Below are 12,121 nucleotides of genomic sequence, written 5' to 3' on the forward strand. Positions count from 1 at the left end.
TGCAAAGATATACAATATACCAACACAAACAAAATCAATTATAAAAAATTAATGCTGTAACCCCTTGATTTAGAACTGTACTTCTACCTGTTCGTCCCATTCTTCATTGATAGTTATTTGGAAACTCGTCTGGAATGGCAAATCACCTAATAACTCCCCTCTAAAAAGTACCTGCACATTGTTTCGAGCCATAGCAGAAACTTCCAATGTACGCAGCAGTTCGCCATTGATGCCATAAATTAATAAGGAGTACGATAAATTTACTGGATTATCCACTTTGCCAATAAATTGATTAAACTGCAATTCCTTGCTTTGTGCAAAATTAGGCATCAGTACTATTTCTGATTGATCAAGTACCGGATTTGCCATCTGTGGATTAAAAGGAGCATAAAATAACGGTTCTCCTCGTCGCACTACCACTACCCGATCTACTGCAGATAGATCTTGTGCATCGATAAATTGAAATTTGATCTGGCTATAATAGCGATCAAGCGATACCGATTCTCGGATATTTTGGTTAACAAAGATCGATTTCTCCACTCCGAATACTTCGCCGGCATAAGCTGAAAAACGATTGGTAAAAAAATAGGTTTCTGCCGATGAAACGAAGGCCGGCAAGAGTAAATCCGAATCACCTGTTCGTCGCACAAAAGAAAACCGATATTGCCCATGCGGCAATTCCATGGAAATGGCAGGCATATTAGGTATATAATCTTGTACAACAGAAGAGGTCAGATTTCCGGTAACCTGATCAAATGCGTAAACATGCAACTGGTCTCCTTCGGTTCTTTCGGTCGCTTTTACCGTTCCACGAAGACGCAAATTATCAATCCGCAATGCGCCGCTATTTTCATTGTACGCATTTCCACTACCACGCTCACCTGCTGCTGTCACCAACTGAAAACTGATTCGCTCCTGCATCGTTAAATTGAGAGTACTTAAATTAAAGGTGAAACTATTACGTGCCTGACTGGTTAGGAAATTTGAAAATTGATTATTGCCTTGCAAAAGTTGCCAATCTTCATCAGCAAAACGATAATATAGATCAAATGCTTTAGGGCCGGTGGCAGATGAACTGATATCAAATCCAAGACTTTCAAAAGAAGCGATCACCTGTAGAGGAACTTCAACCACCAGTTCTCTTACACCAGTCTGAGACAACGCTCGGCCAGCTGCATAATCTTCAAATGGCCAGCCCGCGGCAAAGCTAGCGGGAATTAAACCATCATTGTAGGTAATTTGTGCACCGGGCTGAATGGCGACATCAGGTTGTAGCGTTTCATTGTTGAATGACCAGAAAAAGAGATAGTCGACAATATCGTTCAAATTGTTCGCTTGCCGCACTTGGGCTTGCAAACTGGAATTTCCTTGGGAAGAAGCAAAATTGGCATTTTGTAAATCGAAATTGATGGTATACGTATTATTTATTTCAGATCCAGCAAAACGCGGATCTTTTTGGCAACCAATCATCATGAGGACGATGATCAACCCACTCAACCATGTGAGCTTGAAGGAGTTTTGCGAGTGCAGCATATTGTTAGCCATTAGTGCACGAGCAAAATAGCAACACTGTTTCTTAAAAAGAAATAGTGTTGCTATTTAAGTAAATTTTATCCTACAGAAATAGGAATTTATTTGAAAAAGCCGACAGCACTTGCCGTAAACCCTTCACCTGTCGCCTCTACAGCTTCAAAACGTATAAATTTATATTGCACGTTTTTGCTAAATCGCACCACTTGCTCAATAGGGTTAGATTTAATGTTGGAGAACTCCCCCTCAAAGAAAGATTCCCAGTTCTTATTGTCCTGACTTCCGGCAAAGCGATACCGTGTTACCATACCATCTTTTTGGCCATCTTGGCGTGGCAAGTAGAAGAAGCCAGCAACAGTTTTTCCACCCAATTCGAAAACTAGGTTTTTCTCATTCACCTGCACCCAGGTTTTCGGATCATTATCTGTAGCAGCAGATATGTCAGTTGTAGACACAATTTTGTAATCGGTAGCTTTCAGACGGTCGATTTTCTTTGCTTCATCACTCACTTGATAATCTACAAAAGCTTCTTTATACAAACCAAAGTCACTCAATGTAGGCGCCACTGGCGCAAAAAGCTCTATACGAAGTTTGCGCGCTTTTACAGGCTCACTTAATTTGATGATGCGTGTAGCGCCAATGCTGGTTGCTCCGGCAATCTTTTTCCAATCTTGACCGTCCCAAGTAGAGATCCGAACACTATCTAAACGTTGACCTAACTTGATGTTTTCGCGCAAGCGAATCAAATCAAATTCTTGTTCGCTTCCTAAATCCAACTCCAACCAAGGCTCCAATACATCGTCATCTGATGCGTAGTAAGAATAACGATCGTCATCTAGAATTTGCTCGGCTGCATACGCCTTGTGATCGCCACGCGTATTCAATGTTTTAATTTTTGCGTTAGCCGCCAAGTTGGTGGCAAATGTTTTCTCTAGTTTCTCCCCAAAACCTTTCAAGGAAGCAACATCATTAGCGTGCAGCAAACCACTAGGCATAGGTGCCAATCCTAGGTTCATATTCGCTCCGCGACCGACCGATTTCAGATAAATATCGAACAAGGCATCCGGACTTTTTACTTGTCCATCTTGCTCTGGGTGATAAAACCAACCTGAACGATGTGGCACATCACATTCTGCTGGAATCCAAGCTTCACCACCGCGCGTACCGGTTGATAGGTTGCTATCATCCATAAATCCTGGCATCGGTTCTTTGCCTTCTTTTCCTTTTAGCGTGATCGTCGCCCAGCTTGTTTCTGCCGCGTGACCGTGCTCATTACCAACCCAACGCATATCCAGACCAATATCTGAAAAGATCATCGCCATAGGTTGATGCTCCCGCACAATTGGCCATGTTTTATCTTTCCAACTGTAATATGTAGTGCGGTCGATCGTTCGTTTTTCATTTCTGCCGCCGTAATATCCATCGCCTCCGTTGGCACCATCATGCCATGAAGTAAATAGATCGCCATAACCGGTCATCAATTCCGTCAATTGCTGACGATATGCTTCTGGATAAGCCTCGGATCCATAACGTTCATCATTGCGATCCCAAGCCGATAGATAAACGCCAAATTTCAAATTATTCTTTTTGGCCGCTTCCATAAACTCTTTCACCATGTCGCCCTTGCCACCTCTCCAAGGAGAACTTGCTACGCTATATTTGGTCGTAGCAGTTGGCCACAGACAGAAACCATCGTGGTGTTTCGCTACAGAAATTAATCCTTTAAATCCGCCAGCTGCCGCTGCACTCGCAATTTGATTCGCATCAAACTCGGTCGGATTAAATATAGCTGGATCGGCATCGCCAAATCCCCATTCTTTATTTTGATACGTAGTCGGTGTAAAATGGATCAACGCGTAGGTCTCCATTTCGTGCCAGCGTAGCTGACGTTCGGAAGGCAATGCGCCGTAGGGTTCTGGTGCAGGAGGAGCACTCGTTTTGCATGCGGTAAGCGTACCAGCTAACAATCCTACTGCTACAGCTATTTTTTTAGTAAATATCATCGGTAAGTTATGTTTGAGCGCTGAATATACGGTTTTTATCACAGAAACAAGCCCCACAGCGTCTAAAACCATTAATCCAAAAGCTTTGGATTCAATATTGACTTTCACATGAATGATATCTAGCCTGAAATGGATAAATTCGCATTTCAAAATAAAATTTTAGATGGCGAAGGTAGAAAAGGATATTTCCAGAGAAAAATCAGGTCAATTATTCGAAGAAGCAAAAGGTTATTTCCCAGGCGGCGTAAACTCACCGGTACGTGCTTTCAAATCGGTGTACGGCACGCCCCTATTTATCGAGCGTGGCGACAAAGCACACTTGTGGGATGCCGATGGCAATGAATTTATTGATTATTGCTGTTCTTGGGGACCACTTATTTTGGGGCATAATAATGATGCCGTACGCGAAGCTGTTGCGGAGCAATTGCACAAAGGATTGAGCTTTGGCGCACCTACTGCTTTAGAAAACAAATTGGCCAGCCTCATCATCAATAATAATCAATACCTTGAAAAAATTCGTTTTGTAAGTTCTGGCACAGAAGCCGTGATGTCGGCCATTCGCTTAGCGAGAGGATATACCAAACGAGATAAGATCGTCAAATTTGAAGGTTGCTACCACGGTCACTCCGATGCGTTGTTGGTAAAAGCGGGTTCTGGTTTGGTCACTTTCGGAGAAACGTCTTCGGCCGGTGTACCAAAAGCTTTTGCAGAAGAAACGATCGTGATCGCATTAAATGATTATGAAGCTTTAAAACAAGTTTTCGCAGATTTTAAAGATCAGATCGCCACGGTAATCATCGAAGGTGTGCCAGCGAATAATGGATTGCTGATGCAAGACCGCGAATACGTACAATTCTTGCGCGAGATAACGCAGGAGAATGGTGCTCTTTTGATTTTTGATGAAGTGATCACCGGATTCCGTTTAGGATTTGAAGGCGCAGCGCGTTACTACGATGTCAAACCGGATATTATCACTTATGGAAAAATCATCGGCGGCGGAATGCCGGTAGGTGCCTACGGCGCATCCAACGAATTGATGAGCCACATATCGCCAGATGGCGGTGTTTATCAAGCCGGCACGTTGTCAGGAAATCCTGTAGCGATGTCTGCCGGTATTGCGGCATTGAGCATCTTGGCGCAAGACGGATTTTATGAAAATCTGGAAGCGGTCACGCAAAAATTTGTACAGGAAATCCAAGCATATATTGCGCAAAAAGAATATCGTGTCAAGGTATTTACTATTGGATCGATCTTTTGGTTTGCCTTCACAGATCAAGACAAAATTCAACGTGCTGACGAGATCGTGCACGAATCGATGGAGCAGTACAAGGTGATGCACCGCGAATTACTCAACCGCGGTATTTACTTCGGCCCTTCGGGCTACGAGGTTGGCTTTATTTCTGCCGCGCATACCGAGGAAGATCTGAGCAAAACGATTATCGCACTGCAAGAATCGCTAGATGTAGTTTTTGCTTCATAAAAAGAAGTTTTAATAGACACAAAATGGGCTGCGTTGAAGGACGCAGCCCATTTTGTGTTTTATAAGATCCTATGCTTGCCCTCGAGCCGGGCAGGCATGATACTTTTGATCGCAAAAGTATCCAAAACTCGCCGCTTGACCGTATTGGCACAACGTTCGTGCATCCCATTGCTATTGCCAATCCGCTAAGGCGGCATTTGATGAGTTGGAAAGTTACTGCTTCATCCGACCTAGCGTTCCGACTGCGTAAAACCGAACGAAAGTATATCCGTGAATAACAAAAATCTGTGTTTGCATATCTTAAAAGTAGGTTTTGCATAGCCCTTGATCGACACGTCTTTGCGAAGCCGAGAAACGAGGCTGCGGCAATCTAAACTCGATTTGGAACAATGGCTATCAACTTTCTGAACTTTCTTAACCTTATCAACTTAAAAAAACAGATCGCCTCGTGCCTCGCGAAGACGCATAAAAAAATGGCAGCAAGCTACTGCTCACTGCCATTTTTTATATTGCATCGATTAATCTAAAAACTAGCCGGCTTCAAGTTCAAACCAGCACGTTCGTCTAAGCCAAACATCAGGTTCATATTCTGCACAGCCTGTCCAGAAGCACCTTTGAGCAAATTATCTGTCGCATTCAGAATCAACAATTTATCGCCATGCTTTTCTAAATGCATGATGCTCTTATTGGTATTCACCACTTGTTTTAGATCGATATTTTGCTCACTCACAAATGTAAAAGGATGCGATTGATAATAATCTTCATACAAAGCATAGGCATCAGCCGCTGAAATATCGGCATCTACATAGATCGCAGAGAAAATTCCCCTCGCAAAATCACCACGTTGAGGAATGAAGTTGATCCGTTGTTGGGCACGCGCTAACAAGGATTCTTCGCCCGTTGGCAAATAACCTGTTTGCAATTGATCTAGTGACTCCGAGATTTCTTGCAAATGTTGGTGCTCGAAGGATTTATAAGCCGATAGATTATTGTTGCGCCAAGAGAAATGCGTTGTCGCGCTCGGTTTTTGTCCGGCACCCGTAGATCCCGTCGTCGCATTTACATGAATCTGATTCGGCAATAAGCCAGCCTTAGCCAGTGGCAACAGTGCCAATTGAATATTAGTAGCAAAACAACCTGGATTAGCGATATAATGCGCTTGCTTAATCGCTTCGCGGTTCAGTTCTGGCAATCCGTATACAAATTGACCGTTGGCATATGCCTGATGATCACGCAAACGGTAATCCTGCGATAGATCAATAATCTTAACCTTGCTATCAACTGGATTTTCATCCAGAAATTTGCGCGCATCACCATGACCTAAGCACAAGAAAAGTACATCGATATTAGCGTGGAAATCTGTAGAAAATTCGAGTTCGGTATCGCCCAACAAGTCATTATGCACCGCATACACTTTCTTTCCGGCATTGGATCCGCTATTTGCAAATACAATTTCTACCTCAGGATGGTAGATCAACACTCTCAACAATTCACCCCCGGTATAGCCAGCCGAGCCTACTATTCCTGCTTTTATCTTCGTCATGTACTTTCTTATTTGTTGGCTGTCGCTGATTACGACTGCCCGTTCACTTTAAACCAGATTCCTACTTGATTACCAAATATTTTTGAAAAGCCTTTCACATCGTCGCCGGTGTAGCCCTCATTCATTTCGCCATAACTTCCGAACTTGTTGTTCATCAAATCATGATCCGACTCCACACCAATAATTACAAAACGGTGCGGATGCAACTCCACGATCACACGTCCAGTTACCGTAGCTTGCGCACTACTCAAGAACGCTTCAATATCGCGCATCACTGGGTCGTGCATTTGCCCTTCGTGCATATAGTTTCCGTAGAAAGCAGCGATTTGGTCTTTCCAAGACAATTGCCATTTCGTCAACGTATGTTTTTCCAACATGTGGTGCGCTTTGACCAAAATGATTGGCCCAGCAGCTTCAAAACCAACACGACCTTTGATACCGATGATGGTATCGCCCACGTGAATATCACGACCAATTCCATAAGGTTGTGCCAACTCTTGCAATTGTTGGATCACTTTCACCGCACCAATTTTCTCGCCATTCAAACCAACTGGCTCGCCTTTTTCAAAGTCGATTGTGATCTGACGCGGTTGATCCTGCGTGATTGGGGTTGGCCAAGCCGATTCCGGCAAGTACTGATTCGAAGTAAGTGTTTCTGCACCACCTACAGATGTTCCCCAAAGTCCTTTGTTGATCGAGTATTTAGCTTTCTCGGCCGAATATTCTACACCATGTTTGTTGAGGTATTCGATCTCCGCTTCGCGAGATAATTTAAGGTCACGAATCGGCGTAATGATTTCGATGCCCGGAATCAAAGTCTGGAAGATCATGTCAAAACGTACCTGATCGTTTCCAGCGCCAGTAGAACCGTGCGCTACGCAAGTAGCCCCAATTTTCTTCGCATAATTCGCAATCGCAGTTGCCTGCGTTACGCGTTCTGCCGATACTGATAATGGATACGTGGCATTCTTGAGCACATTACCAAAGATCAAATACTTGATCGTATCTTTATAATAATCTTCTGTTTCGTCAATCGTAGTGTGCGATTTTACGCCCAGTTCGTACGCCCGTTTTTCTACAGTCTGCAATTCTTCGGCTGAAAACCCTCCGGTATTGATAATGACCGAGTGTACTTCCAAACCTAAATCTTTCGATAAGTATATACAGCAAAACGAGGTATCCAAACCACCACTGAATGCTAAAACGACTTTCTTCATCTTATTGTTGTGATATATAAATTAAAATCCCTTCACTGGTTTTACACCAACTGGGAATACAAAAGTGACCATTTTTTTGGTAGATTTCCAAAGCCGAGCTTCGATGCGTTTGAGCAGCGATTGCTTTTTAGCAATACGATTTAGCCGCTCCTTCGCTTCTGCTTTACGCTGGATTTTTTCTTTCAGTTCTCGTTCTTTCTCGACCGGATCCCACAGCATGGCGGTGCACATGCAGTTTTTCCGCTCTTTGGCTGTCAAAATATCGAAATTTACACAAGATTGGCATCCTTTCCAAAATTCTTCATCTTGGGTAAGCTCACCATAAGTAACCGGCTCATAGCCGAGATCAGAATTGATCTTCATCACGGCCAAACCGGTCGTCAATCCAAAAATTTTGGATTTCGGATAACGCTCGCGCGAAAGCTCAAAAATCTCTTTCTTGATAGCTTTCGCTAAACCTTCTTTACGAAATATAGGGTTGACAATAAGGCCTGAATTGGCCACGTAATCGCCGTGACTCCAAGTTTCTATGTAACAAAAACCAGCCCAACGACCATCTTTGTGCAAGGCAATAACGGATTTGCCTTCCTCCATTTTCTTGGCAATATATTCGGGTTGCCGACGGGCAATACCTGTTCCTCGCGCTTTGGCAGACTCAAACATTTCGTCACAAATCTGCTGAGCATAATCTTTATGCGAGGCATTAGCAGGAATAATCAAAAAATCTGAAAGTATCATTCTGAGACTTCGACCTAAAAAACACTCCACTCAACGTGGAATCTAAACATGAATTAACGATTGTAATAGCAGCACACGCTCGAGCGCTTAATGGTGGCCGCCTATCCGGAAATTTCCTGCCCCTTTATCAAGCTCGAGGCAGTATTGGTCGTCGTAATCTCAGAATTGGACAACACAACGCATAATCATGGCGCATAGCATAAGCTACAAACCTACTATTGGCTTGCAAAACTATGTGCTGATTGTGGTTATGACAGTGCATCCTATCTTCTTCTTAAAATTCTGACAGACAAAAGTATGAAATATTTCCGTGTCAACAATGGTATTCAACTTTTTTTACGAATACACTAAATGGCAGATCAAAAATACGACCAACTTCAAAAAAATCTCACTTGAATACTGACTTCACAAAATTAAATGCATCAATTTTATGACGTTAAAATTTTAAACTATGCTAGTTAAAAGCCTACTTTTGCAGGATAAAATATAGCAGCATTATGATTACTCCAAGTATCGTTTTCTATCTCTTTTTTGCGATTCCTTATATCGGAATCATGTATTGGTTAATCAAGCAGGATAAGAAAAAACATGCTTGGGGCGTCACGGTGATTACCGTTATCGCTATTGCTGGTTTTGTGGTATCGCAACGCGCGAGTAGAATTGCGGTGCAAAACTATAAACAACATCAGATCGATGCACGCCAGCAAGAGCGCGAAGCAGACAGCATCTTGCGCACACTCAATCGCGATACGGTTAAGTAAGTCAATCAACACTATTTAGCAGATCCAAAATCTTAATTACTTGGTTTGCTAACATAAAAAAGGAGCTTTCATCTGAGATGAAAGCTCCTTTTTGTTTATCAGGAAGGCGGCTGATGCTACCTTTATTTTATTATTCTTCTCCTAAAAACGGGTAACGATAATCCGTATCGGGATTGAAAGTTTCCTTGATTGTACGTGGAGAAACCCAACGCAACAAGTTAATCATTGAACCAGCTTTATCATTGGTACCAGATCCGCGCGCACCACCAAATGGTTGTTGGCCTACAACAGCACCAGTACATTTATCATTGATATAGAAGTTACCAGCCGAATGACGCAAAGCATGAGTTGCTTCTTCGATCGCGTAGCGATCTTGTGCAATCACGGCACCTGTCAAGGCGTAGATGGAAGTCTGATCTATCGTTTTCAAGGTTTCAGACCATTTATCATCTTCATAAACAAAAATCGTCAATACAGGACCGAACAATTCTTCTTGCATGGTTTCGTAATCAGCATTTTGCGCAACGATCACCGTAGGACGAATGAAGTAACCTGTTGATTTATCATAGTCGCCACCAAAAACAACTTCCGCTTCGCTAGATTCTTTTGCGCGGTCGATGTACTTCGTGATTTTATCAAATGATTTCTCATCGATCACCGCATTGATGAAGTTAGAGAAATCCTCTGTACCGCCCATTTTGAACGTTTCTAAATCTTTACCGATTAGATCTTTAATCGTTGGCCAAAGTGATTTTGGAATGTAGGCACGAGATGCTGCCGAACATTTCTGCCCTTGGAATTCGAAAGCGCCACGTACTAGAGCCGTGCTCACTACTTTTGCCTCTGCAGAAGGGTGTGCCAAGATAAAATCTTTACCGCCCGTCTCTCCCACGATACGTGGATAAGTTTTGTACACATGAATGTTCTCTCCGATTGTTTTCCAGATATCTTGAAAAACTCCTGTAGATCCTGTAAAGTGAATACCTGCAAAATCTGGGTGTTTGAAAATCACCTCACCCGCATCAGGACCATGCACGTATACCAAGTTGATTACGCCATCTGGTACGCCCGCCTCACGGAAGATTTCCATCAATACATTTGCTGAATAAATTTGGGTGTCAGACGGTTTCCAAACCACTACATTACCCATCATCGCTACAGAAGTAGGCAAGTTACCGGCAATAGCCGTAAAGTTAAATGGCGTCAATGCAAACACAAACCCTTCTAATGGACGCTGTTCTACACGATTCCACACACCTTTGGGCGATACTGGAGGTTGCTGAGAATAGATCTCCGTCATGTATTGTACATTGAAACGCAAGAAATCTGCAATTTCACAAGCGGAATCAATCTCTGCTTGGAAGGCATTTTTTGATTGTCCTAACATCGTAGCTGCATTCAGCTTATAGCGATATTTGGTAGAGATCAATTCGGCTGCTTTCAAGAAAATAGCTGCACGGTGCTCCCATGGCAGGTTTTCCCAAGCTTCTTTGGCAGACAATGCCGCATCAATCGCAGCCTTTACATGCTCTTGTGTTCCTTTATGGAAATATCCTAAAACATGTTTGTGATCGTGCGGAGGAGTTAATGGCAATTTATTGCCAGTGCGCACTTCTTCTGATCCGATGTACATCGGTATATCTACTTCCTGCGCTCTAGCAGTCGCAATCGCGTCTTGAAGCAGTTTTCTTTCCTTCGTTCCCGGAGCGTACGAATAAATAGGTTCGTTTGTTGGGCTAGGAACATTAAAAAATCCTTTAAGCATATCTTTCCTTTTTATCTTATTCTTATCTGTAAAGATAAGGTTATGTATGGAGAACTCATAAACACCGATTGTCTGAATGTAAACATATATTGTCCTGTAAGCACATTGCACCCACAAGGACAAAAACTTATATCAAGCTATTAAACAACTATATAAGCTATTTATAATAGACATAATGAATAAAATGCCAGGATTAATTACGACAAATATCGTATATATTATATGCCGTGCTGCTGTAAGTACAGACGAGGCGAGGTGCCCATTATTTGCTTGAATACGCGATTGAAATGAACTGTAGTTCTAAAACCTACTTGAAATGCCGCTTCCGCGACGGATTCTGTCCGTCTATTTACTAACAGCTGGCAAGATTTCTCAATCCGCACTTCATTTAAGAAGCCTACATACGTTTTGGTCGTGTGTTTTTTGAAAAATTTACAAAAGGAACTTGACGTCATATGCACCAAACTGGCTACATCCGCAACCGCGACGTCATCCTGCAAATGATCGAAGGTATACTTATAGACCGCACTGATTCGTGCACCGTCTTTGTCGGAGTAACTGATCTTTCGCGCACCAGAATAAAGCGACTCCCCTTCTTGCCCGCGCTGCGTAAGCGTGTGCAATAAGCTAATAAACTCTACAAAACGTGGAATGCCATTTTTCTGCGAAAGCGCTCTAAAGAATTGTTGCAAATCACTTGCGCGCTCTGCGCGTATCTTTTTGCTGGCATCCAAGCCAATCAAATAGCTACCAACTTGATCGAATTCGGGAATGACAAACAGTTTTTCCATGCGTTCGAGGTGCACAAAAACATGGACTAAATGAATGTCTTCATTGAGCAAATTTGGCTCATCATATTTTGTGAACATGTGCGGTTCATCAGGACGAAGAATAAATACATCGCCTTGTTGAAACGATTGTGCAATATTGCCGACGAGGATCGTTCCTTTTCCTTGCAGCACGCAAGTAACTTGCAACTCGGAATGACGGTGATAATAGCCATACAATTTACCGCCCTTATTCTCCAAAGTGGCAAATACACCCTCACCATAAACAGGAACGGTAAACTGAATGGGTTCCATCA

Annotated in this window: 10 protein-coding genes; 3 read left to right on the forward strand and 7 right to left on the reverse strand. The window is 42.8% G+C overall.

What is annotated here, in order from left to right; genetic code table 11:
- Nucleotides 1–69 precede the first annotated feature (69 nt).
- A complete protein-coding gene (locus DC487_RS12395; protein WP_116776283.1) occupies nucleotides 70–1,545 on the reverse strand; it encodes a hypothetical protein in 1,476 nt (491 codons plus the stop codon).
- Between the two features lie 86 nt (nucleotides 1,546–1,631).
- A complete protein-coding gene (locus DC487_RS12400) occupies nucleotides 1,632–3,533 on the reverse strand; it encodes an alpha-L-fucosidase (protein ID WP_116776376.1) in 1,902 nt (633 codons plus the stop codon).
- 163 nt (nucleotides 3,534–3,696) lie between these two features.
- Between DC487_RS12400 and hemL the strand changes: the two genes are divergently transcribed.
- Both hemL and DC487_RS12410 read left to right on the forward strand, forming a co-directional pair.
- Complete coding sequence (gene hemL, locus DC487_RS12405; protein ID WP_116776284.1) at nucleotides 3,697–5,013, forward strand: glutamate-1-semialdehyde 2,1-aminomutase; 1,317 nt, start codon at nucleotides 3,697–3,699, stop codon at nucleotides 5,011–5,013.
- A 71-nt stretch (nucleotides 5,014–5,084) separates the two neighbouring features.
- Nucleotides 5,085–5,291, forward strand: coding sequence for a hypothetical protein (locus tag DC487_RS12410; protein WP_116776285.1), 207 nt, complete (start codon nucleotides 5,085–5,087; stop codon nucleotides 5,289–5,291).
- A gap of 245 nt (nucleotides 5,292–5,536) precedes the next feature.
- Here DC487_RS12410 and argC read toward each other — a convergent pair whose 3' ends face one another.
- From argC to DC487_RS12425, 3 genes are read right to left on the reverse strand one after another with little or no spacing between them, the layout of a single operon-like run.
- The gene (argC, locus tag DC487_RS12415) at nucleotides 5,537–6,556 is read right to left on the reverse strand and encodes an N-acetyl-gamma-glutamyl-phosphate reductase (RefSeq protein ID WP_116776286.1); all 1,020 of its coding nucleotides are present in this window, start codon (nucleotides 6,554–6,556) and stop codon (nucleotides 5,537–5,539) included.
- 29 nt (nucleotides 6,557–6,585) lie between these two features.
- Nucleotides 6,586–7,773 carry an argininosuccinate synthase gene (argG, locus tag DC487_RS12420; protein WP_116776287.1) on the reverse strand — a complete coding sequence of 396 codons (1,188 nt, stop codon included), beginning with the start codon at nucleotides 7,771–7,773 and terminating at the stop codon, nucleotides 6,586–6,588.
- Nucleotides 7,774–7,794: 21 nt separating this feature from the next.
- Complete coding sequence (locus tag DC487_RS12425) at nucleotides 7,795–8,511, reverse strand: GNAT family N-acetyltransferase (protein ID WP_116776288.1); 717 nt, start codon at nucleotides 8,509–8,511, stop codon at nucleotides 7,795–7,797.
- 497 nt (nucleotides 8,512–9,008) lie between these two features.
- On the opposite strand from DC487_RS12425, the gene DC487_RS12430 reads away from it, so the two are divergent.
- On the forward strand, nucleotides 9,009–9,272 hold the full coding sequence (locus tag DC487_RS12430) for a hypothetical protein (protein WP_116776289.1): 264 nt from the start codon (nucleotides 9,009–9,011) through the stop codon (nucleotides 9,270–9,272).
- Between the two features lie 130 nt (nucleotides 9,273–9,402).
- Here the strand turns inward: DC487_RS12430 and pruA are convergent, their stop codons facing one another.
- Together pruA and DC487_RS12440 are read right to left on the reverse strand one after the other, a co-directional pair.
- Nucleotides 9,403–11,037 (reverse strand): L-glutamate gamma-semialdehyde dehydrogenase, encoded by a 1,635-nt coding sequence (gene pruA, locus DC487_RS12435; protein ID WP_116776290.1) that lies wholly within the window; start codon nucleotides 11,035–11,037, stop codon nucleotides 9,403–9,405.
- A gap of 218 nt (nucleotides 11,038–11,255) precedes the next feature.
- Nucleotides 11,256–12,119 carry an AraC family transcriptional regulator gene (locus DC487_RS12440; RefSeq protein WP_116776291.1) on the reverse strand — a complete coding sequence of 288 codons (864 nt, stop codon included), beginning with the start codon at nucleotides 12,117–12,119 and terminating at the stop codon, nucleotides 11,256–11,258.
- Nucleotides 12,120–12,121: the final 2 nt, after the last annotated feature.

The organism is Sphingobacterium corticibacter (assembly GCF_003076635.1).
GTDB lineage: Bacteria > Bacteroidota > Bacteroidia > Sphingobacteriales > Sphingobacteriaceae > Sphingobacterium > Sphingobacterium corticibacter.

Bases quoted from the DNA above. Each gene is read 5' to 3' on its own strand.
- DC487_RS12410 (WP_116776285.1), top strand. From the start codon at position 5,085: ATGCTTGCCCTCGAGCCGGGCAGGCATGATACTTTTGATCGCAAAAGT.
- DC487_RS12395 (WP_116776283.1), bottom strand. From the start codon at position 1,545: ATGGCTAACAATATGCTGCACTCGCAAAACTCCTTCAAGCTCACATGG.
- DC487_RS12400 (WP_116776376.1), bottom strand. From the start codon at position 3,533: ATGATATTTACTAAAAAAATAGCTGTAGCAGTAGGATTGTTAGCTGGT.
- hemL (WP_116776284.1), top strand. From the start codon at position 3,697: ATGGCGAAGGTAGAAAAGGATATTTCCAGAGAAAAATCAGGTCAATTA.
- DC487_RS12425 (WP_116776288.1), bottom strand. From the start codon at position 8,511: ATGATACTTTCAGATTTTTTGATTATTCCTGCTAATGCCTCGCATAAA.
- DC487_RS12430 (WP_116776289.1), top strand. From the start codon at position 9,009: ATGATTACTCCAAGTATCGTTTTCTATCTCTTTTTTGCGATTCCTTAT.
- argC (WP_116776286.1), bottom strand. From the start codon at position 6,556: ATGACGAAGATAAAAGCAGGAATAGTAGGCTCGGCTGGCTATACCGGG.
- argG (WP_116776287.1), bottom strand. From the start codon at position 7,773: ATGAAGAAAGTCGTTTTAGCATTCAGTGGTGGTTTGGATACCTCGTTT.
- pruA (WP_116776290.1), bottom strand. From the start codon at position 11,037: ATGCTTAAAGGATTTTTTAATGTTCCTAGCCCAACAAACGAACCTATT.
- DC487_RS12440 (WP_116776291.1), bottom strand. From the start codon at position 12,119: ATGGAACCCATTCAGTTTACCGTTCCTGTTTATGGTGAGGGTGTATTT.